Source organism: Nonomuraea maritima (assembly GCF_900100395.1).
GTDB lineage: Bacteria > Actinomycetota > Actinomycetes > Streptosporangiales > Streptosporangiaceae > Nonomuraea > Nonomuraea maritima.
In genome coordinates this window covers 1-21,133 of sequence record NZ_FNFB01000045.1, presented here as the reverse complement: position 1 = coordinate 21,133, position 21,133 = coordinate 1, and the positions used below count along the sequence as shown (strand labels likewise).

The window sequence follows — 21,133 nt, the reverse complement described above, 5'->3', positions numbered from 1 at the left end:
GGGTGGTCTACGGGCAACCGCGTCCAGCGGCTGTCCGCAGGAGGCGCGTGCGCCGCTACAGAGGTAGGACATGGTTTCGGATAGCAACCGGCTCATCGCAGGGCGTTACCAGTTGCTGCGCGAACTGGGCCGCGGGGGCATGGGCGTCGTCTGGGAGGGCCAGGACACGCTGCTCAACCGGCAGGTCGCCGTCAAGGAGGTGCTGCTCCCTGAGGGTTTGTCGCCGGGCGAGCAGGAGCGCCATCTGCTGCGCACGGTTCGCGAGGCCCGCATCGCGGCCAAGCTGAACCACCCCTCCGTCGTCGCGATCTACGACGTGGCCGAGGACGAGGGCCGTCCGTGGATCGTCATGGAGCTGCTGCGCTTCCCCTCGGTCGAGCAGGTGGTGCAGTCCTCGGGCGCGCTGCCGGTGCGCGAGGCGGCCGAGGTGGGCCGCCAGGTGCTGTCGGCGCTGAAGGCCGCGCACGCGGCCGGCATCCTGCACCGTGACGTCAAGCCGAGCAACATCCTGCTGGCCGAGGACGGCCGGGCCGTGCTCACCGACTTCGGCATCGCGACCGCCGAGGGCGACTCCTCGCTCACCAAGACCGGCATGGTCACCGGCTCGCCCAGCTTCCTGGCTCCTGAGCGCGTGCGCGCCGACGACGCCGGACCCCCTTCCGACCTCTGGTCGCTCGGCGCCACGCTGTACGCCTGCATGGTGGGACGCTCGCCCTTCGAGCGCGGCGACCCCATGAGCACGATCAACGCGCTGCTCAACGAGGAGCCCGACTACCGGCGCATCCCGCCGATCATGCATCCCGTCCTGCGCGGGCTGATGCGCAAGGAGCCCGCGGAGCGGCTGGACGCCGAGGCGACCGACCGGGAGCTCGCGGCCGTCGTCGCCGCCAGGCCCGCGTACGTCGACCTCGACGTGCCGGAGCGCAAGAAGAAGAAGGGCGCGGGCTCCGGCAGGGCGCTGCTGGCCGCCGCCGCGACGGTCGTGCTCGTCGTGGCGGGCGGCACGCTCGCGTACTTCAGGATCGCCGCGCCCGCCGAGGGCGCGCCGCGCGGCACCCAGGCCGCGGCGGCGAGCAGCCCGCTCACCCCGACCGCCACCCCACCGGCCGTCACGGCCACCCCGACGCCGAGCCCCACGGACACGGTGGCCACTCCCCGGACGCGCCCGGCGGTCCCCGCCGTACGGGTGTGGCGGTCGGGTGAGGGCTGGTCGATCCTGCGGCCGACCGGATGGCGCGGCACGCGCGCCGAGGCGTTGACCGAGTGGACCCGCGGGGACGGCCACGCCCACCTCGGGGTCGAGACGATCTACGTCAACCTCGACCCGAACCAGATCATCCGCGACTCGCAGGAGACGTTCCGGCAGAAAGCCGAGCGCGTCGTCAACCACGGCCGCCGGACGGTCACCCACCAGGGCGCCACGGCCGTGGAGTGGCAGTTCACCTGGATCGCGGGCGCCGAGAACAACGAGCCCTGGGTCACGCCGGGCACGCGTTACCGCGAGGTCAGGCGGGCCGTCGCGATCGGCGACGCCGCCTACGTCCTGTCGTGGACGGTGCCCGAAATGCAGTGGAAACGCAACAGGGCACTGATGCGACAGGTGTTCACCAGTTTTACTGTGAGGGCATGACCGCCTGGAACCTTCTTGCCCTCCCCCCGCTGCCCGAGGAGGCCATGCGCCGCCTCCTCGGCTCGCTCGGCGACAGGGTCTCTCTCCGCCTGCCCGCCCGCCGCGACCGTGAGGGGTTGCTCGCGGCGCTGCCCGAGGCGGAGATCGTGCTCGGCGACTGGACCGGCACGCTCGTGATGGACGCCGAGGCGGTCGCGGCGGCGCCCCGGCTGGCGTTCGTGCAGCAGCCGTCCGTGGGCGTCGACGGGCACGACCTCGACGCCCTGACCGCGGCCGGGGTGCCGCTGGCCAACACGCCGGGCGTCAGCGCCGTCGCGGTCGCCGAATGGTGCCTGGCGGCCACGCTCGCGCTGCTGCGCAAGCTCGCCGCCGGCGACGCCGCCGTGCGCGCGGGGGAGTGGCCGCAGCAGAGCCTGCGACCCCGTGATCTGCACGGCAGCCGCGTCGGCGTCGTCGGTTACGGCCCGATCGGCGCCGCCTGCGTCCGCATGTTCCGCGCGCTGGGCTGCGAGGTGTCCTACTGGACGCGCACCCCGCGCGAGGACCCCGGCCGCACCGACCTCGACACGCTGCTGGCGGGCAGTGACGTCGTGGTCGTCGCGGTCGCGCTGGCCGACGAGACCCGCGGCATCGTCGACCCCCGCCGGATGAAGCCGGGCTCCCTGCTGGTCAACGCCGCGCGCGGCCCGGTGATCGACGGAGAGGGGCTGCTCGCGGCTCTGCGCGAGGGCCGGCTGGAGGGTGCGGCCCTCGACGTGTTCGACGCAGAGCCGTTGCCGTCCGGTGACCCGATTCGCGCGTTTCCCCAGGTCCTGCTGTCACCGCACGTGGCGGGTGTCACATCCGGGGTCACCGTGCGGCTCATCGGGGCGGTGCTCGCCAACCTGACGGCCGTGGTGGAGGGGCGTCCGGTCGACGGGGTGGTGAACGGGGTGTCGCCGCAGGTGAGCCGGAAGTTTACAGATACTCGTGCCATCTAGCCGCCGAACTGGCACGATGAACAGTTTTCGTGTCTTTAACGACCCCGGTCTGTTCCGGGCAGCCGGGTGGAGATAACGTCTTACGGACGATCTCTACCAGCTCAAGGGGGTGTTTCCGTGACGACGATGTCGGCACACCAGCGGGCAGTAGAGCAGATCCGGCAGTCCTACACCGAGATCCCGGGCGACGCCGCGCCCCGACTGGCCAAGTCCACGTCCAACCTCTTCCGCTTCCGCGACGGCGCCAGGACCGCGAAGCTCTCGGCGAGAGACCTCGACCAGGTCATCAGCGTCGATCCTGAGACGATGACCGCCGAGGTCCAGGGCATGACGACCTACGAGCACCTCGTCGACGCCACCCTGCCGTACGGGCTGATGCCGTACGTGGTGCCGCAGCTCAAGACGATCACTCTGGGCGGCGCGGTCACCGGGCTCGGCATCGAGTCCACCAGCTTCCGCGACGGCCTGCCGCACGAGTCGGTCGAGGAGCTCGAGATCCTCACCGGCGACGGGCGCATCGTCGTGGCCCGCGCCGACAACGAGCACCACGAGCTCTTCAGGTCCTTCCCCAACTCCTACGGCACCCTCGGTTACGCGCTGCGCATCCGGATCAAGCTGCGCAAGGTCCAGCCGTACGTCCACCTGACCCACGTCAGGTTCACCGACGCGGGCAAGTGCATGCTGGCCATGCAGGAGATCTGCGACAGCATGGTCCACGACGGCGAGAGCGTCGACTTCGTCGACGGCGTCTTCTTCGGGCCTGGCGAGCTGTACCTGACGCTCGGCCGCTTCGCCGACCGCGCCCCGTATGTCTCCGACTACACGGGCATGCGCATCTACTACCAGTCGATCCAGAAGCGCAGCCGCGACTGGCTGACCGTCCGCGACTACCTGTGGCGCTGGGACACCGACTGGTTCTGGTGCTCGCGCGCCTTCGGCGTGCAGCAGCCGGTGGTCCGCTCGCTGATGCCGCGCCGCTGGATGCGTTCCGACGTCTACCGGCGCCTGGTGGCGCTCGACCGCAAGTACGGCCTGACCGCGCGCGTCGACCGCTGGCGCGGGCAGCCCGTACAGGAGTCGGTCATCCAGGACGTCGAGGTCCCGGTCGAGCGCGGGGCCGAGTTCCTCGAGTTCTTTCATGACAAAGTCGGCATGACCCCCGTCTGGATGTGTCCACTGAAGGCCGGCACGCGGTGGCCGCTCTATCCGCTGGAGCCGGGCAAGCTGTATGTCAACTTCGGGTTCTGGGGAATGGTGCCGCTGCCACGTGGCCAGTTCGACGGTTACCACAACCGGCTCATCGAGGGCGCTGTGCACGACCTCGACGGGCACAAGTCGCTCTATTCGACCTCGTTCTACGCCCGTGAGCAGTTCTGGCAGCTGTACAACGGCGACGCCTACTGGCCGGTCAAGCGGGAATACGACCCAAGTGGTCGCCTGCTCGACCTGTACGAAAAGTGTGTACGGGGAAGGTGAATAGATGGCTCTGGCATCCATCTTTGAGAAAATCGTCGGCCCTGACGCGAATCTCGCGTTCACGGCGTACGACGGGAGCAAGGCCGGGCCGGACGGCGCCGACCTGTCCATCGAGGTCAAGTCCCCGATCGCCGTGGCCTACCTGGCGCAGGCCCCGGGAGAACTCGGTCTGGCCCGGGCCTACATTTCCGGGCACATCGATGTCCACGGTGACATGTACACCTTGCTCGACCGCATGTGGAACATCACCACGAACGACCTGACGACGTCGGAGAAGATCGACGCCGTGCGGTCGCTGGGCGTCAAGCCGTTGCTCATGCGGGTGCCGCCGCCTCCGCAGGAGATGCGGCAGAGCGCTCTTGCCCGGCTCGGCTCGCGCCACGCCAAGCAGCGCGACGCCGAGGCGATCCACCACCACTATGACGTGTCGAACCGTTTCTACCGGTGGGTCCTCGGACCGTCGATGGCCTACACCTGCGCCTGCTACCCGTCGGAGGACGCGACGCTGGAGGAGGCGCAGTTCGCCAAGTTCGACCTGGTCGCCCGCAAGCTCGACCTGAAGCCGGGCATGCGGCTGCTCGACGTCGGCTGCGGCTGGGGCGGCATGGTCATCCACGCCGCCAAGCACTACGGCGTCAAGGCCCTCGGCGTCACGCTGAGCAAGCAGCAGGCCGAGTGGGCGCAGAAGGCGATCGTGGAGGCCGGCGTGGAGGACCTCGCGGAGGTCCGCTACATGGACTACCGCGACGTGCAGGAGACCGGCTTCGACGCGGTCAGCTCGATCGGCCTCACCGAGCACATCGGCAAGAAGAACATCCCGTCGTACTTCTCCTTCCTGTACGGCAAGCTCAAGCCCGGCGGGCGGATCCTCAACCACTGCATCACCCGGCCCACCGGCAAGGAGAAGACGTTCAACAAGGGCGGCTTCATCAACCGCTACGTCTTCCCCGACGGTGAGCTCGAGTCGGTCGGCTGGCTCGTCCGGCAGATGGAGGACCTCGGTTTCGAGATCCGCCACGAGGAGAACCTGCGCGAGCACTACGCCAAGACCCTGCGTCACTGGTGCGACAACCTCGACGCCAACTGGGACGACGCGGTGCAGGAGGTCGGCATGGGCACCGCCCGGGTGTGGGCGCTGTACATGGCCGGGTGCATCGTCGGCTTCGAGCGCAACAAGGTGCAGTTGCACCAGGTGCTGGGCGTCAAGCTGCACGACAACGGCCGCGCCGACGTGCCGCTGCGCCCCGCCGTCGACTGGCCCTGACGGACGTGGCACGGGAGACTCGGCGCGGCCGGCCTGCCGCGACCCGCGGCTGCTGACATCCCGGCGGGCGGCCCGCAAGCCTCCCGCCGCCGTCACCCGCCTCGTCGTCAGGCTCCCGTCGGCGTGCGTCGCCCGCTCAGGCCGCTGAGGACGACGGCGTCGCCTGCTCGCCCGGCGTGCTCTTGGCGCAGGGCCTTCTGTCCTTCGAGTGCCGCCCCCGGCTGACGCGATGCTCGTCGGCGACCGCGCCCTCTTTGCGGTCGGGCGGCTGCTCCTTGGGGTTGTGAGGCTTCGCGTGCCTGCCCACGTCGCTCTCCTTTGCGTGTCCAACTGCTTACCGTGACCGTACGGCTACTCCAGGTGTGACAGCAACCCGGATTCGGTAAAGGCGGACCCTGAGGCGAGGTCGTCCAGGGTGCCGCTGAGGGCACGCCAGGCCGGCTCGGTGTCGGGGGTGCGGGCGTGCGTCGCGCGGAACTACGCGACGAAGTCGGCCACGTCGTCGAGCGCCCAGCGCAGGCGGTAGAGCACGAGCATGCCGGGGTCGGGCGTGCGTCCGGTGGCGGCGGCGTAGCGGGCGCGGTCGTACGGCCCGCCTGCCCAGGGCCCGGAAGAGGCGGCCCGTACGATCTCCTCCAGCAGCGCCCGGTCCGCCGGCGCGACCGGCAGGGCCGGGGCCGTCACGGGCGGCAGCGTGGCGTGCAGCTCCGCGAGCAGGTCGATGACCGCGGCGCGGTCGTGTCCATGGCCTGCCGCAGCCGCTCGTACGGCTGCCGCCGCACGTCGGCGACGGTGACGAACCAGCGCCGCCCTCCGTGGTCGGTCGCGGCCCAGTGGTGGTCGCCGAAGCCGACGGGCATGTGGTCGACGCGGGTGGCGTCGATGCTCCAGTGCCGGGCCGGTGCGGGCCGCAGCAGCCCCTCGTCGAGGTCGTCCGGCCGGTCCCGCATGACGCTCACGTTACCGGCCGGGAACGCGCTACCTCAGCTCGCGCTTGAGGATCTTGCCGGTGGCCGTCATGGGCAGGGTGTCGCGGAACTCGATGATGCGCGGGTACTTGTAGGCCGCCATCATCTGCTTGCACCAGGCGATCAGCTCGTCCTCGGTGAGCTCGGAGCCGGGCGTGCGGATGACGTACGCCTTGACCTCCTCGCCGTGCGAGCCGTGGGGGACGCCGACGACGGCGGCCAGCGACACGCCCTCGTGGGTCATCATGACCTCTTCGACCTCGCGCGGGTAGACGTTGAAGCCGCCGCGGATGATCATGTCCTTGGCCCGGTCGATGATCGAGTAGTAGCCGTCCGCGTCGCGCGTGGCGATGTCGCCCGTACGGAACCAGCCGTCGCGCATGACCTCCGCGCTCGCCTCGGGCCGGCCGTAGTAGCCCTTCATGATGTTGTGGCCGCGGATGGCGATCTCGCCGGGGCCCTCGCCCTCGACCGTCTTCCAGTCGCTGTCGATGAGCTTCATCTCCACGCCCCAGATCGGGGTGCCGACCGTGCCCGGCTTGGTCGGCCGGCCCAGCTGGTTGAAGCTGGCCACCGGGGAGGTCTCGGACAGGCCGTACCCCTCCAGGATGCCGATGCCGAAGGTCTGCTCGAAGTCCTTGAGCACCTCGACCGGCGACGAAGCGCCGCCCGCCACGGCCACGCGTAACGTGTCGGGCTTCGCGACGCCGTCAGCGTGGATCTTGGTGAGCATGGCCCAGTACATCGTCGGCACGCCCGCGAAGAAGGTCACCTTCTCCTTGACCATGATCTCCAGCGCCTCGGCGGGGTCGAAGCGCGGCATGAGCACGACCGTGGCGCCGCGCAGGAAGCCGGTGTTCATGACGGTGGTCTGGCCGAAGGAGTGGAAGAGCGGCAGCACCGCGAGGTAGGTGTCCTTGCCCTCGTCGCTGGGGAACATGCGGTCGCTGACCAGCGCGTTCATCAGCATGTTCTGGTGGGTCAGCTCCGCGCCCTTGGGCCGACCTGTCGTGCCGGAGGTGTAGAGGATCACCGCCGTGTCGTCGGGAGCCGTCTGCACGGTCTCGAACGTGGGGGACATCCCGTCCAGCGCCGCCCAGAACGACTCGCCGTGCTCGGACTCGGTCGCGAGCGGGGTCGCGGGCAGGACGAAGAAGTGCTCGCAGCCCTCGGCCGCCTCGAAGCCCTCCCTGCCGCGCCGGCCGAGAGGCAGCTCCGGCGAGCCCTCGAAGCAGAACAGCGCCTTGGCGTCACTGTCGTCGAGGTGGTACGTGATCTCACGCGACTGCAGCAGCACGTTGAGCGGCACCACGGTCGCGCCCGCCTTGAGGATCCCGAAGTAGACGAACGGGAAGTACGGCAGGTTCGGGCACGCGAGCGCGACCTTGTCGCCCTCGCCGATCCCACGCGACACCAGCAGGTTCGCCACCTGGTTGGCCACAGTGTCGATCATGGAGTACGGCAGCCGCATGTCGCCGAAGACGATCGCGGTGCCGTCGGGGGTGTTCCTGGCGCTGTCCTCCAGGACGATCGACAGATTGAGCATGACGCCTTCCTCCTTGTGAGCGGCTTCGGCGCCATCCTCGCAGGAAGACCTACCGACTGGTAGGTAGGGAAGATTACAAGTGCATATGGACAGATCGGGCCTGACCCGGGCCGGGGTCCTGATGCTAGGTTGCGCAGTCATGGAGATCAGGACCGTCCACGCCAACGGGGTGGAGTTCGCGTATCTGGCGATGGGGGACGGGCCGCTCGCGCTGTGCCTGCACGGCTTCCCCGACACCGCGCACACCTGGCGACACCTGATGCCCGAGCTGGCCGCCCGCGGCTACCGCGCGGTCGCGCCCTTCATGCGCGGCTACGCGCCGACGGAGGTCCCGGCCGACGGCGCGTACGAGGGCGCGGCGCTCGCGGCCGACCTGCGCGCGCTGCACGAGGAGCTCGGCGGCGGCGACGACGCCGTGGTCATCGGCCACGACTGGGGCGCCTTCCCCGTCTACGCCACGGCCGGTCGCTTCCGCAAAGCCGTGACGCTCGCCGTGCCCCCGCCGGGCGCCACGGCGGGCGGGATCCTCGACTACGACCAGCTCAAGCGCTCCTTCTACGTCTTCCTGTTCCAGACGCCCATGGCCGAGACGGCGGCCTCCCGGCCTGGTTTCTTCGAACGGCTCTGGGGCGACTGGTCGCCCGGCTACGACGCGAGCGAGGACGTGGAGTTCGTCCGGCGCAGCATCGGCGACCCGGCCAACCTGCGCGCGGCCATCGGCTACTACCGGGCCATCCTCGGCGCGGCCCCATCCTCCGGTCGGCACCCCGAGATCGAGCCCGGCGTCGCGGGTGCGGTCCTCTACCTGCACGGCGCGGCCGACGGCTGCCTGGGCGCCGCACTGGTCAAGGGCGCTCAGAACCACCTGCCGGAGGGCTCCCGCGTCGAACTCGTACCCGACGCGGGACACTTCCTCCACCTCGAACGTCCCGCGGAGGTCAGCCGCCTGATCCTCGACTGGCTCGGCCCGGCCTGCTGACCGTCGCGCTCCCACGTACGGTGTACGTCACCCATTGACGTAAGTGCCCACTTTTCGAATGATGGCCTCATGAGCGCCCTCCACTTCGATCTGTCGGACCGTGACTTCTGGGCCCGTCCCATGAGCGAGCGCGAGGAGGCGTTCGAACAGCTTCGTGCCCGCGACACCCCCGCGTTCTTCGAGGAGCCGGAGATGGCCTTCGCCCCCAGGGGCCCCGGCTACCACGCGCTCGTCAGGCACGCCGACATCCTCGAGGCCAGCCGCAACCCCGAGGTCTTCTGCTCCGGCGACGGCGGCGCGACGAACATCCCCGACATGCCGGCGGAGTTCGCCGAGTACTTCGGCTCCATGATCAACATGGACGACCCGCGCCACGCCCGCCTGCGCAGGATCGTCTCCCGCGCCTTCACCCCCAAGATGATCAAGCAGTTCGAGAGCGACGTCGAGGCCGCCGCCGCCGCCATCGTCGACGACCTGCTGGTCAAGAGCTCAGGCTGCGACTTCGTGACCGAGGTCGCCGCCCGGCTGCCGCTGAAGATCATCTGCGACATGATGGGCATCCCCGAGCGCGACTACCAGTTCGTCTTCGACCGCTCCAACATCATCCTCGGCGGCTTCGACCCCGAGTACACCGGCGGCGAGCTCGATCAGCTCGCCGTGCGCCTGCTGAACGCCGGCATGGAGCTGCAGCAGCTGGTGCAGGACCTCGCCGCCCACCGCGCCGACAACCCCACGAACGACCTGATCTCGTCGCTGGTCAACGCCAACATCGACGGCGAGCGGCTCACCATGCAGGAGCTGGGGTCGTTCTTCATCCTGCTGGTCGTCGCGGGCAACGAGACCACGCGCAACGCCATCTCCCACGGCCTGCGCCTGCTCACCGAGAACCCCGACCAGCGCGCGCTCTGGCTGGAGGACGTCGACGGCCGCGCGCCCGGCGCGGTCGAGGAGATCGTCCGGCTCGCGTCCCCGGTCAACTTCATGCGCCGCAAGGTCACCCGCGACGTCGAGATGAACGGCAACCTCTACCGCAAGGGCGACAAGGCGGTGCTGTTCTACTGGGCGGCCAACCGCGACGAGAGCGTCTTCACCGACGCGCGGCGCTTCGACATCACCCGCCACCCCAACCCGCACGTCGGCTACGGCGGGCCGGGCCCCCACTTCTGCCTCGGCGCCCACCTGGCCCGGCGCGAGATCACGGTGATGTTCCGCGAGCTGCTGCGTCGCGTGCCGCACATCGAGGGCGGCGAGCCCGACCGCCTGCACTCCAGCTTCATCAACGGCATCAAGCACATGGAGTGCTCGTTCTAGCCGCCCGGCTCAGGACGCGATGAGCCTGATCTGGTTCATCACCTGACGGATGTCGGGCAGCAGCTCCTTCTTCTCCGCCGGGATCGACATGTAGACGATGGCCGGGACCTTCCCGCCGGTGTTCACGGCCATCGTCACGATCGTCGCCTCCGTCGTCTTCGACGTCAGCGAGTACGCGATCAACCGCCCGACCTGGTCACCCACCTTGATCGCCTGCTGGGCGACCTTGCGGACCTTGTTGTCCGGCGGGAAGAACTTGCCGCGGGCGCTGAAGACCACCTGCTTGATCGCCGGCTCCAGGTCCTCGGGGTCGTAGTACGACGCGAGCCGGTCCGGCAGCGGACCCGACAGGAACTCGGCGTACCGCTCCGGCGCGACCTGGACGTACTGCCGCAGGTCGTAGCCGTAGGTGCCCTTGACCGTCGGGCGCTCGTCGAGCTGCCACTCGCCGCCGAGGCGCGGGACGGAGATCCCGGCCGCGGCGTCGGTCACGCGGCCGACGACGGGCGATGGCTCGCCGGAGTACTTCGGCAGCGGCCCGATCTTCGGCTGGCCCTTCTTGGTGCCGGTGGACCCCTGCGAGGCCGCGGGCTTCTCGGCGGCGTTCGCGCTCGTCGGCTGATCCGGCGAGAGCGGCCCCCACAGGAACGCCCACAGCAGCGCGAGCAGCAGGGCGACGGCCACCGAGCCGCCGAGGGCGTACATCCAGACGGGCTTGCCGTCCTCGTCGTCGAGGTCCTGGTCGCCCATGGCCTGGTAGTTGTCGCCGAAGACGGTGTCCCAGAGCTCCTGCTGGCGTTCCGGCGGCGGGGTGCGCGAGCCGCTGATCTGCCCGGCCGTCACGAAGCGGTGCTCGGGGTCGGAGGGGTCGCGGCTCAGGTTGGAGCCGGGGCGCCCACCCCGGCCGTCGCCGGGAGGCCCGCCCGGGACGCCCTCGGGGCCGCCGTGCTCGCGCGGGGGCTGGCCGTAGGTCATGGTGCGCTCGTCGGCGGCGGGCCCGTGCGGGGGCGGTCCGGCCGGCGCCGGGTTGCCGGCGGAGGGGCTTCCGTACGCGGGTGTCTGCTCAGGCATCTGCTGGGGCGCCTGCTCCATCGGCTGCTGGGGCATGTACTCCGTCATCTGCTGTGGCATCTGCTGCGGCATCTGCTGTGGCATCTGCCCGGCCGGTGGCCCGCCGGCGGGCGGTGCCGGAGGCCAGGGGGCGGGGGAGGACAGGTTCGACCACGCGCCGGGAGTGGGCGTCGGAGGGAGCGCCCACGCGGGCACCGGAGCGGGCACGCCGTCGGACTCGGGGTTCGGGCCGCCGCCGGGGCCCTGCGGCCCGCCGTTCTGCTGCTGGGGGCCCTGAGGCTGTGCGGGGTGCGCGTCGGGACGGGGCGGATCGGGCCAGGCGGGGCCTCGCGACGGGGCCTCGGGCCACGACGGAGCGCCGGGGCCGGCCTGGTTGCCCTGCGGGCCGCCCTGCTGGCCGCCCTGCTGCTGGGCGCGTGCGGGGCCGGGCGGCTCTGGCCACGAAGGATCCTGGCGCGGAGGCTCGGGCCAGGACGCGGCGGGGTTGCCGGGCGGAGGCATCTCGGGCCACGACATCGGCACGGCGCCCTGTTCCCTGGCGGCGTCCGAGGCCGCGTTCGGCCGCGGCGCCTCCGGCCAGGACGATGGCACGTGAGGTCCGGAGTTCTCCGTTGCCATTGCTGCCGGTCCTCCCGAGGTTGTGTCCGGATGTCCCGTCATATCCGGATTTGACGTATCAGGCATGATCTCATGGGATTTTCCAGGAGATACGGGCGGGCTCGCAGCCAAACGCGGGAAGCCGTGCGGATCGGTCGGCGGGTCCTGCAGAGGCAGGTCGGCGTCCGGTCGGTAGGGCTCGAAGGACTGGGCCACGGCGTCAGGCTATTCTCGGGGGACGAATGAGGTCACAACGGATGCATCACCATCAGATCTCGCCGGACCTGAAGAGTCCATTGTGCCCGTAGAGCCGCCTAGAGTATCTGCGTTCAGCCGAAGACGTGCGCTAGGCTTGACTCATGCGTTCCGCGACCCTGCTTCTTAGTGGGCCGCGACGGCCCTGAGATCTCGCCGTCGCGGCTCCACCCCTCGTTGTGTGCTCGCGAGGGGTTTCTTTATGGGTCCGAATCAAGCCAGAAGGACAGCAGCCGTGAGTGAGTACGACCCGCAGGCACTGCAGGCCAAGTGGCAGCAGCGCTGGGAGGAGCAGGAGCCCTACCGCGCGAGCGAGGACGACGCCGACCCCCGGGAGCGTCGCTACATGCTCGACATGTTCCCCTACCCGTCGGGCGACCTCCACATGGGCCACGGCGAGGTCTTCGCCATCGGTGACGTCGTGGCCCGCTACTGGATGCAGAAGGGCTACAACGTCCTGCACCCGATCGGCTGGGACTCCTTCGGCCTGCCCGCCGAGAACGCCGCAATCCGGCGCAACGCTCACCCCGCGGAGTGGACGTACGCCAACATCGAGACCCAGGCCAACTCGTTCCGCCGCTACGGCATAGCGTTCGACTGGTCGCGCCGGCTGCACACCAGCGACCCCGAGTACTACCGCTGGAACCAGTGGCTGTTCATCCGCTTCTTCGAGCGCGGCCTGGCCTACCGCAAGGGCGGCCTGGTCAACTGGTGCCCCAACGACCAGACCGTGCTGGCCAACGAGCAGGTCGTGGCGGGCAAGTGCGAGCGCTGCGGCGCCGACGTCGTCCGCCGCGAGCTGACGCAGTGGTACTTCAAGATCACTGACTACGCGCAGCGGCTGCTGGACGACATGGAACAGCTCGACGGCTGGCCCGAGCGGCTGCTGACCATGCAGCGCAACTGGATCGGCCGCTCCGAGGGCGCCGACGTGCTGTTCGAGATCGAGGGCCGCGACGAGCCGGTCACCGTCTACACCACGCGCCCCGACACCCTGCACGGCGCCACCTTCTTCGTCGTGGCGGCCGACGCCGCGCTGGCCGACGAGATCGTCACCGACGAGCAGCGTCCGGCGTTCGAGGCCTACCGCGCCGAGGTGGCGCGGCTGAGCGACATCGAGCGCCTGTCCACCGACAAGGAGAAGACCGGCGTCTTCCTGGGCCGCTACGCGATCAACCCGGTCAACGGCGAGCGCATCCCGGTCTGGGCGGCCGACTACGTGCTGTCCGACTACGGTCACGGCGCCATCATGGCGGTGCCCGCCCACGACCAGCGCGACCTCGACTTCGCCCGCAAGTTCGACCTGCCGGTGCGGGTCGTCGTGCACACCGGCCTGGCCGACCCCGGCGAGACCGGCGAGGCGACGCCCGGCGAGGGCACGCTGGTCAACTCCGGCTCGCTCGACGGCCTGAGCAAGGCCGAGGCGATCCGCACGATCATCGATCACCTGGAGCGCGAGAGCAGGGGCCGGGGCACGGTCAACTACCGGCTGCGCGACTGGCTGCTGTCGCGTCAGCGCTACTGGGGCACGCCGATCCCGATCATCCACTGCCCCGACTGCGGTGAGGTGCCCGTCCCCGACGACCAGCTGCCGGTCACGCTGCCCGACCTGCGTGGCGAGGCGCTGGCGCCCAAGGGCGTCTCCCCGCTGGCCAGCGCCACCGACTGGGTCAACGTCGAGTGCCCCAAGTGCTCCGGGCCGGCCAAGCGCGACACCGACACGATGGACACCTTCGTCGACTCGTCGTGGTACTACCTGCGCTACTGCTCGCCGGGCTACACCGAGGGCCCGTTCGACGTCGAGAAGGTGCGCAAGTGGGGCCCGATCGACCAGTACGTCGGCGGCATCGAGCACGCCGTGCTCCACCTGATGTACTCCCGGTTCTTCACCAAGGTCCTGCACGACATGGGCATGCTCGACTTCACCGAGCCGTTCGTGCGCATGCTCAACCAGGGCCAGGTCATCAACGCCGGCAAGGCGATGTCGAAGTCCCTGGGCAACGGCGTCGACCTGGGCCAGCAGATCGACGCGTACGGCGTCGACGCCGTACGCCTGACCATGGTCTTCGCCGGACCGCCCGAGGACGACATCGACTGGGCCGACGTCTCGCCGGCCGCCTCGCAGAAGTTCCTCGCCCGTGTTCTGCGCGTGATGTCCGAGGTGACCAGCGAGCCGGGCGTGCCGTTCGAGAGCGGCGACGTCGCGCTGCGCAAGGTCACCCACCACACGATCGACGAGGTCACCAAGCTCGTCGACTCCTACCGCTTCAACGTGGCGGTGGCGCGCATGATGGAGCTCACCTCGGCCGCGCGCAAGGCCATCGACTCGGGCCCCGGCCCGGCCGACCCCGCGGTGCGCGAGGCCGCCGAGACGCTGGCCGTGCTGCTGTCGCTGGTGGCCCCGTACACCGCCGAGGAGGGCTGGGAGCGGCTGGGCCGCACCGGGTCCGTCGCGTTCGGCGGCTGGCCGGTGGCCGACCCGGCGCTGCTGGTGCAGGAGTCGGTGACCTGCGTGGTGCAGGTGGCGGGCAAGGTACGCGACCGCCTGGAGGTCGCGCCCGACATCGCCGAGGACGCGCTGCGCGAGCTCGCGCTGTCGTCCGACAAGGTCGCCCCCTACCTGCAGGGCATGCCGCGCAAGGTGATCGTGCGGGCGCCGCGGCTGGTCAACATCGTCCCGTAGTCAGATCCTGCGCAGAGCCGGCAGCAGCTCCTTCTCCGCCCAGTCGAAGAAGGGCTGCTGCTGCTCGTGGCCGATCTGCACCAGCGCGACGTGGGTGTAGCCGGCGGCGTCGAACTTCCTGACCGCCTCCACGACGGCGTCCACGTCGGCGCCGCACGGCACGCTCCGCGCCACGTCCTCGGGACGTACGGTGCCGCACGCGGCGTCGAAGTTGACCGGGCCTGGCAGTTCGGCCATGACCTTCCAGCCGCCGACGCCCGACCAGCGCCACAGCGCGTGCGCGCGCTGCCGGGCGACCTCTTCGTCGGGGTCGTACGACAGCGCGAGCTGGCCGTAGACCGGCTTGCCGTCGCCGCCCGCGGCGTTGAACTGCTGCACGACCTCCGGCATCGGGTCGTTGATCACCAGCAGGTCTCCGTAGGCGGCGGCCAGTTCCGCCGACTGACCGCCGGAGGCGGCGATGCCGATGGGCACCTGCCGCTCGGGCAGGTCGTACAGCTTGGCGGAGTCGACGTCGAAGAACTCGCCCTGGTGGGTGACGTACTCGCCGCTGAACAGCTTTCTGATGATCTGGACGGCCTCGGCGAACATCCGGTGCCGGGTGTCCACGGGCGGCCAGCCCTCGCCGATGACGTGCTCGTTGAGGTTCTCGCCCGCGCCGAGGCCCAGGGTGAACCGGCCGTCGCTGAGCACGCCCATGGTGGCCGCCTTCTGCGCCACCACGGCCGGGTGGTAGCGCATGATCGGGCAGGTCACGTACGTCATGAGCGGCAGCCGGTCGGTGACGTGGGCGACGGCGCCCAGCACCGACCAGCAGTAGGGCGAATGGCCCATCTCCTCTAGCCACGGGAAATAGTGGTCGGAGATGACGGCGTAGTCGAAGCCGATTCGCTCGGCGGCGGCGGCGTAGTCCACCAGCGCGCGAGCGGGGGTCTGCTCGGACATCAAGGTGTAGCCGATTTGTACCATGTGGCCGAACTACCCTGGTTTGTCGGGCTTAGTGGCCCTGAGAGCGCCGGCAGCACGCCAGCAACTCCTCGACCACCAGTCCCGTTCCCATGCCGAGCAGCCAGACGTCCTTCGCGATGCCGACGCCCTGCTCGGACGGCAGCAGGCTGCCCTCGCGGCGCATCCCGGGAAGGCGCAGGTAGAGGCCCACGAGCCCGCCGCCCAGGGCGGTCAGTCCGAGGCCGGCCACCAGGGACGGCACGAACGGGACCAGCAGGGCGGCGCCGATCGCGATCTCGCTGCGCGCCAGCAGGCGGGTGAACGTCACGGGGTCGAGTCCGCCGAGGAACGGATAGGCGGTCGTGGCCTGGCCGTGCGTGCGCCTGGCGGCCTCCTCGTCGTACTTGGTCATGGTGACCCCGGCCTGCAGGATGTAGGCGCCGGCCGCGAGGCGGGACGGCAGTTGATGCGTCCGTGCGAAGATTCTCATGGCCCCTCACCTGATCCCTTCGAGCTCCCCCTGCCCCGAGCGGCCGGGGCGTCCCGGGCTTGACCGTTTCCGGGAGGCGGGCCGTACGCTGCCAGGAAAAATCATGGGCTGCGCTTGGCTCCGGGCATTAGTGTCTAGCTGTGACAAATGGCGCTTACCTCAGATTTCCTCACCTGCACGGTGACCTGGTGACCTTCGTCGCCGACGACGACGTGTGGCTGGCACCGATCACCGGTGGGAGGGCATGGCGGTTCACCGCCGACCGTGTCCCGGTCTCGTACCCTCGATTCTCCCCCGACGGCAGCCGGATCGCCTGGGCCGGAGCCCGCGAGGGCGTCGCCGAAGTGTTCGCTGCCGAGCTCGACGGCCCGCAGGGTGACCGGCTGACGCACTGGGGCAGCGCCACGACCCGCGTCGCCGGCTGGACCCCCGGCGGTGACGTGCTCGCGATCAGCGCGGCGGGTGATGCCTCGCGCACGAGGCTCTGGGCCCACGCCGTCCCCCTCGACGGCGGGCCGGCCACCCGGCTGCCGTACGGATGGGTGAGCGAGGCCGCCGTCAGCGCATCTGGACGGGTCGCCACCGTCTCGGCGCTGTGGCGTGAGCCGTCGCAGTGGAAGCGCTACCGAGGTGGCACCGCCGGCAAGATCTGGGTGGACGCCGACGGCACCAGCGAGTTCACCAGGCTGTTCGCCGACAGCGCGGCGCAGTACTGGTCGGTGAGCTGGGTCGGCGACCGCCTCGTGTTCCTGTCGGACGACGACGGCGTCGGCAACCTCTACTCCGTCCTTCCCGACGGCTCCGACCTGCGCCGGCACAGCTCCCACGAGCAGTTCTACGCCCGCCACGCCGCCGGCGACGGCGAGCGGGTGATCTACAGCCACGCCGGTGACCTGTGGCTGCTGGAGAGCCTCGACGCCGAGCCGCGCCCGCTCGACATCCGCCTCAGCGGCCCCCGGCCAGGACGGGCGAGCCGCCCTGCGCCCCTCCGCGCCGCCGACTTCTCTCCCGACACCACCGGTCGCGCCAGCGTCGTCGAGATCCGCGGCACCGCCCACTGGGTCACCCACCGCGACGGTCCCGCCGGCGTGCTGCGCGCCGAACCCGGCGTCCGCGTACGGCTGCCGCGCGCGCTCGGCGCCTCCGGCCGGGCCGTGTGGATCTCCGACGCGAGCGGCGAGGACGGCCTCGAGGTCGGCACCCCGGGCGGCGAGGTCAGGGAGCTCGCCACCGGACAGCTCGGCCGGGTGCTGGAGCTCGCGGCCGCGCCCGACGGCAAGCACGTGGCCGTGGCCGCGCACGACGGGCGGCTGCTGGTCGTCGACCTCGACAGCGGCGACGTCCGCGAGCTCGACCGCACGACCGAGGGCGACGTGAGCGGGCTGACCTTCTCGCCCGACTCCGGCTGGCTGGCCTGGGCGCACCCGTACCACGAGATGATGTCGCAGATCCGGATGGGCAGGGTCGACGGGAGCACCGTCGTCGACGTGACGCCCGTGCGGTTCGCCGACACCAACCCGGCGTTCACCCGCGACGGCAAGCACCTCGCGTTCCTGTCGGTGCGCACGTTCGACCCGGTCTACGACGCCCACGTCTTCGACATGTCCTTCCAGGCCGGGTGCCGGCCGTACATCGTGCCGCTGCAGGCCGCGACGCCCTCGCCCTTCGACCCCTCGCTGCAGGGCCGCGGGTTCAACGGCGAGGACGACAAGCCCGCCAAGGACGAGGGCGGCAAGGACGAGGGCGGTAAGGACGACGCCCCGCCGCGCACCGAGGTCGACGCCGACGGGATCGCCTCCCGCGTGGTCGCGGTGCCGGTGCCCGCCGGACGCTACAGCAACCTGCGGTCCGCCAAGGACGCGCTGCTGTGGCTGAAGCACCCGCTCAACGGCGAGCTCGGCGACGGCACCGAGCCGAGCACGGAGATCGTGCTGGAGCGCTACGACCTCAAGAAGCGCGCCAAGACCGAGCTGGCCAAGGAGGTACGCGCGCTCGAGGTGAGCGGCGACGGCACCCGGCTCGTCCTCAACGGCAAGAACGGCCTGCAGACCCGCGCCGCGACCGAGGGCGACGAGGTCGTCACCGTCGACCTCGACCGGATCTCCGTCCACATCGACCCGGTGGCCGAGTGGCGGCAGGCCTTCCGCGAGGCGGGCCGCCTCATGCGCGACCACTTCTGGCGCGCCGACATGAACGGCGTCGACTGGCAGGGTGTCCTCGACCGCTACGAGCCGCTGGCCGGGCGTATCGGTGCCCAATCCGAGCTGATCGACCTGCTCTGGGAGACCCAGGGCGAGCTCGGCACCTCGCACGCCTACGCCGTGGCCAACGGTGCCGGTGTCGACTCGCGGCGCCGCCAGGGCCTGCTCGGCGCCGACCTCGTCCGCGACGACGACGGCGTGTGGCGGATCGCGCGCATCCTGCCCGGCGAGACGTCCGACCACGCCGCCCGCTCGCCGCTGCTCGCGCCCGGCGTCGCGATCCGTCCCGGCGACGCCGTCCTCGCGGTGGGCGGCCGGCCCGTCGACCCCTCCCGCGGGCCGCTCGCCCTGCTGGCCGGCACCGCCGACCGTCCCGTGGAGCTCACCGTACGGCCCGCCTCGGGCGCAGACCCGCGCCGCGTCGTGGTCACCCCGATCGCCGACGAGACGCCGCTGCGCTACCACGACTGGGTGGAGAACCGTCGCGCCTACGTCCGGGAGGCCTCGGGCGGACGGCTCGGCTACCTCCACATGCCCGACATGGTGGCCTCCGGGTGGGCGCAGTTCCACCGCGACCTGCGTACCGAGATGAACTTCGACGGGTTGATCATGGACGTCCGCGAGAACGGCGGCGGTCACCTGTCGGAGCTGGTGCTGGAGAAGTTGTCGCGCCGGGTCACCGGCTGGGGGCTCGTGCGCGGCATGAACACGATGCGCTACCCGTCGGACGCGCCGCGCGGGCCGGTGGTCACGGTCACCGACGAGTTCGCGGGCTCCGACGGCGACATCGTGAGCGCGGGCATCAAGAACCGCGAGATCGGGCCGCTGGTGGGCACCCGCACATGGGGCGGCGTGATCGGCATCGACTCGCGCTACTCCCTGGTGGACGGCACCCGCGTCACCCAGCCGCGGTACTCGTTCTGGCTGGAAGGCCCCGGCTGGGGCGTGGAGAACCACGGCGTCGACCCCGACATCGAGGTCGTGATCACTCCCCAGGACCGCGTGGCAGGCCGCGACCCGCAACTGGACAAGGCCATCGAACTCGCCCTCGCCGCCCTGGAAGAACACCCGCCCGCCACCCCGCCGGAGCTCCCGCCTCTGGCCTGAACCACGGGTCTCCTGGAGCATCCACGTGCCACGCCGCGGGCGTGAGTCACCATCGTGGGGTTCTCATGGGAGCCCGCCCGCCACGCGGCGGGCGGGCTCCAGCTCCGGGAGAGCTCCCGTCCGCCATGCCGCGGGCGGGAGTCACCAGGCTCGGACCAGGCGGTCGAGGATCTCGGTGAGGATGGGCTCGGTGGTGGCGAAGTTCAGCCGGACGCAGTGCTCACCACCCGGGCCGAACGCCGCCCCGTCGCTGAGCCGGACGCGGGCCTCGCGCTCGAGCACCTCCGCCATCCCGGGCCGTCCGGTCTCGAGCCAGGCGAGGTAGGTCGCCTCCGGAACCCGGTAGCCGATCCCGGCCGGCAGGCGCGAGGAAATCGCGTGCCGGTTGCGGTCGAGCAGCTCCATGGTGTCGGCCAGCCAGGCGTCCCCGTGACGCCAGGCCGCCACCGTGGCCTCGACGCCGAACACGTGCGTGGATCCGTACAGGAAGGGCGGCTGGGCCTCCAGCGCCTCACGGACGCCGCGATGACCGAGGTGGGCGACCGAGCACCGGATCCCACCCAGGTTGAACGCCTTCGTCGCGGACGTCAGCGTGACCGTCCGCTCCGGAAGGATCGTGGCGAACGGGATGTGCCGGTTCGGCTCGTAGACGAGGTCGGCGTGGATCTCGTCGGAGATGACCAGCAAGTCATGGCGTTCGGCCTGCTCGGCCAGCGCGGTCAGCTCGTCGCGGGTGAACACGCGGCCGGTCGGGTTGTGCGGGTTGACGAGCAGCAACACCCGGCAACCCGACAGGTCGGGCACCTCGAACCGCCACGTGCCGCCGTCCGGGATCATCTGGATGGGGTGCAGCGGGCGCTTCATGGTGTCGAGCGTCCCGAGGAACGGGTGGTAGGCCGGGGTGTGCAGGGCCACCCCGTCGCCGGGTGCCGTCGCCACGTGGAGGAGCACCTGGAGAGCCTGGTTGATGTCGGTGAACGACCGTACGTGGCCGGGGTCGGCCGACCAGCCGAAGCGGGCGGCCATCCGCTCGGCGAACGCCTCGGCCAGCGGCCCGGCACCGGGCTCCTCCAGCCACGTCGGATAGCCGAGATCCCCGCGGGCCCGGCGACTCAGAGCCTCGACCACCTCGGGCGGAGTCGGCAGGTCCATGTCGGCCACCCAGGCGGGGATGACGCCGTCTTCAACGGCCGCCCACTTGAGACCGTCATGCGACGACTTAAGGTCCACAGAGGGATAAGTGTGATCCACTCCCACATTCTAGATTTGCCACACATGACACGACATAAGCCACTCTGTCCATCCCCTGAAAGCGTGGAGACTCGGTTATGCGGCGATGGTCTCCTGAGACCTCGCCGTGGCGGCTGCTCGCGCGGTCATGATCTGCTGCTCGTAGACGATCGGGGGCAGCCCGTCGGCGGCGCTGTGTCGGCGGCGGGTGTTGTAGAAGTCGGCGATCCAGGTGGCGATCTTCAGGCGGGCCTCGGCCCGGGTGGCGAAGTGGTGCCGGTGGACGTATTCGACCTTGAGGATGGAGTTGAACGATTCGGCGGCGGCATTGTCGAGCGCGCACCCGACCCGGCCCATCGACTGCACGACGCCCCAGTGCCGGCAGGCGGCCTGGAAG

The 21,133-nt window shown here is 70.5% G+C and carries 17 protein-coding genes; 8 read left to right on the top strand and 9 right to left on the bottom strand.

Annotated elements, in window-relative coordinates; all coding sequences use genetic code 11:
* Positions 1 to 70: 70 nt before the first annotated feature.
* The 4 genes from BLR04_RS37310 (at position 71) to BLR04_RS37295 (ending at position 5,350) form a co-directional block, all read left to right on the top strand.
* A complete protein-coding gene (locus tag BLR04_RS37310) occupies positions 71 to 1,630 on the top strand; it encodes a serine/threonine-protein kinase (RefSeq protein ID WP_090773888.1) in 1,560 nt (519 codons plus the stop codon).
* A complete protein-coding gene (locus BLR04_RS37305; protein WP_090773887.1) occupies positions 1,627 to 2,610 on the top strand; it encodes an NAD(P)-dependent oxidoreductase in 984 nt (327 codons plus the stop codon). Before BLR04_RS37310 ends, BLR04_RS37305 begins: the two co-directional genes overlap by 4 nt.
* A gap of 126 nt (positions 2,611 to 2,736) precedes the next feature.
* On the top strand, positions 2,737 to 4,086 hold the full coding sequence (locus BLR04_RS37300; protein ID WP_090773900.1) for an FAD-binding oxidoreductase: 1,350 nt from the start codon (positions 2,737 to 2,739) through the stop codon (positions 4,084 to 4,086).
* A 4-nt stretch (positions 4,087 to 4,090) separates the two neighbouring features.
* The gene (locus BLR04_RS37295) at positions 4,091 to 5,350 is read left to right on the top strand and encodes an SAM-dependent methyltransferase (RefSeq protein ID WP_090773886.1); all 1,260 of its coding nucleotides are present in this window, start codon (positions 4,091 to 4,093) and stop codon (positions 5,348 to 5,350) included.
* A gap of 136 nt (positions 5,351 to 5,486) precedes the next feature.
* On the opposite strand, the gene BLR04_RS41120 is transcribed toward BLR04_RS37295, so the two are convergent.
* From BLR04_RS41120 to BLR04_RS37280, 4 genes are all read right to left on the bottom strand, one after another.
* Positions 5,487 to 5,657, bottom strand: a complete 171-nt coding sequence (locus BLR04_RS41120) for a hypothetical protein (protein ID WP_176903493.1) — start codon at positions 5,655 to 5,657, stop codon at positions 5,487 to 5,489.
* Positions 5,658 to 5,827: 170 nt separating this feature from the next.
* Positions 5,828 to 6,034 carry a hypothetical protein gene (locus BLR04_RS37290; protein ID WP_090773885.1) on the bottom strand — a complete coding sequence of 69 codons (207 nt, stop codon included), beginning with the start codon at positions 6,032 to 6,034 and terminating at the stop codon, positions 5,828 to 5,830.
* Entirely contained in the window at positions 6,031 to 6,300 is a 270-nt protein-coding gene (locus tag BLR04_RS37285; protein WP_090773884.1) for a hypothetical protein, read from the bottom strand. Before BLR04_RS37285 ends, BLR04_RS37290 begins: the two co-directional genes overlap by 4 nt.
* Before the next feature lie 28 nt (positions 6,301 to 6,328).
* A complete protein-coding gene (locus tag BLR04_RS37280; protein WP_090773883.1) occupies positions 6,329 to 7,864 on the bottom strand; it encodes a long-chain-fatty-acid--CoA ligase in 1,536 nt (511 codons plus the stop codon).
* Positions 7,865 to 8,003: 139 nt separating this feature from the next.
* Here BLR04_RS37280 and BLR04_RS37275 point away from each other — a divergent pair, with 139 nt between their 5' ends.
* Positions 8,004 to 8,843 (top strand): alpha/beta fold hydrolase, encoded by an 840-nt coding sequence (locus tag BLR04_RS37275; protein WP_090773882.1) that lies wholly within the window; start codon positions 8,004 to 8,006, stop codon positions 8,841 to 8,843.
* Between the two features lie 69 nt (positions 8,844 to 8,912).
* Positions 8,913 to 10,154 (top strand): cytochrome P450, encoded by a 1,242-nt coding sequence (locus BLR04_RS37270; RefSeq protein ID WP_090773881.1) that lies wholly within the window; start codon positions 8,913 to 8,915, stop codon positions 10,152 to 10,154.
* 9 nt (positions 10,155 to 10,163) lie between these two features.
* Here the strand turns inward: BLR04_RS37270 and BLR04_RS37265 are convergent, their stop codons facing one another.
* Positions 10,164 to 11,816 carry a hypothetical protein gene (locus BLR04_RS37265; RefSeq protein ID WP_143022388.1) on the bottom strand — a complete coding sequence of 551 codons (1,653 nt, stop codon included), beginning with the start codon at positions 11,814 to 11,816 and terminating at the stop codon, positions 10,164 to 10,166.
* Positions 11,817 to 12,312: 496 nt separating this feature from the next.
* On the opposite strand from BLR04_RS37265, the gene leuS reads away from it, so the two are divergent.
* Entirely contained in the window at positions 12,313 to 14,760 is a 2,448-nt protein-coding gene (gene leuS / locus BLR04_RS37260) for a leucine--tRNA ligase (protein WP_245740971.1), read from the top strand.
* Here leuS and BLR04_RS37255 read toward each other — a convergent pair whose 3' ends face one another.
* On the bottom strand, positions 14,761 to 15,729 hold the full coding sequence (locus BLR04_RS37255; RefSeq protein WP_090773878.1) for a TIGR03557 family F420-dependent LLM class oxidoreductase: 969 nt from the start codon (positions 15,727 to 15,729) through the stop codon (positions 14,761 to 14,763).
* A 28-nt stretch (positions 15,730 to 15,757) separates the two neighbouring features.
* On the bottom strand, positions 15,758 to 16,198 hold the full coding sequence (locus BLR04_RS37250) for a hypothetical protein (protein WP_090773877.1): 441 nt from the start codon (positions 16,196 to 16,198) through the stop codon (positions 15,758 to 15,760).
* A 140-nt stretch (positions 16,199 to 16,338) separates the two neighbouring features.
* Between BLR04_RS37250 and BLR04_RS37245 the strand changes: the two genes are divergently transcribed.
* The gene (locus BLR04_RS37245; protein ID WP_090773876.1) at positions 16,339 to 19,506 is read left to right on the top strand and encodes a S41 family peptidase; all 3,168 of its coding nucleotides are present in this window, start codon (positions 16,339 to 16,341) and stop codon (positions 19,504 to 19,506) included.
* A 141-nt stretch (positions 19,507 to 19,647) separates the two neighbouring features.
* On the opposite strand, the gene BLR04_RS37240 is transcribed toward BLR04_RS37245, so the two are convergent.
* Positions 19,648 to 20,658 carry a MalY/PatB family protein gene (locus tag BLR04_RS37240; RefSeq protein ID WP_090773875.1) on the bottom strand — a complete coding sequence of 337 codons (1,011 nt, stop codon included), beginning with the start codon at positions 20,656 to 20,658 and terminating at the stop codon, positions 19,648 to 19,650.
* A gap of 174 nt (positions 20,659 to 20,832) precedes the next feature.
* On the bottom strand, positions 20,833 to 21,133 hold a 301-nt coding region (locus tag BLR04_RS37235), incomplete at its 5' end, for an integrase core domain-containing protein (RefSeq protein ID WP_143022387.1).

Excerpts from the sequence above, each read along its gene's own strand:
- BLR04_RS37310 (WP_090773888.1), top strand. The coding sequence starts at position 71 with ATGGTTTCGGATAGCAACCGGCTCATCGCAGGGCGTTACCAGTTGCTG.
- BLR04_RS37305 (WP_090773887.1), top strand. The coding sequence starts at position 1,627 with ATGACCGCCTGGAACCTTCTTGCCCTCCCCCCGCTGCCCGAGGAGGCC.
- BLR04_RS37300 (WP_090773900.1), top strand. The coding sequence starts at position 2,737 with ATGTCGGCACACCAGCGGGCAGTAGAGCAGATCCGGCAGTCCTACACC.
- BLR04_RS37295 (WP_090773886.1), top strand. The coding sequence starts at position 4,091 with ATGGCTCTGGCATCCATCTTTGAGAAAATCGTCGGCCCTGACGCGAAT.
- BLR04_RS37285 (WP_090773884.1), bottom strand. The coding sequence starts at position 6,300 with ATGCGGGACCGGCCGGACGACCTCGACGAGGGGCTGCTGCGGCCCGCA.
- BLR04_RS37280 (WP_090773883.1), bottom strand. The coding sequence starts at position 7,864 with ATGCTCAATCTGTCGATCGTCCTGGAGGACAGCGCCAGGAACACCCCC.
- BLR04_RS37275 (WP_090773882.1), top strand. The coding sequence starts at position 8,004 with ATGGAGATCAGGACCGTCCACGCCAACGGGGTGGAGTTCGCGTATCTG.
- BLR04_RS37270 (WP_090773881.1), top strand. The coding sequence starts at position 8,913 with ATGAGCGCCCTCCACTTCGATCTGTCGGACCGTGACTTCTGGGCCCGT.
- BLR04_RS37255 (WP_090773878.1), bottom strand. The coding sequence starts at position 15,729 with ATGGTACAAATCGGCTACACCTTGATGTCCGAGCAGACCCCCGCTCGC.
- BLR04_RS37250 (WP_090773877.1), bottom strand. The coding sequence starts at position 16,198 with ATGAGAATCTTCGCACGGACGCATCAACTGCCGTCCCGCCTCGCGGCC.
- BLR04_RS37240 (WP_090773875.1), bottom strand. The coding sequence starts at position 20,658 with ATGGACCTGCCGACTCCGCCCGAGGTGGTCGAGGCTCTGAGTCGCCGG.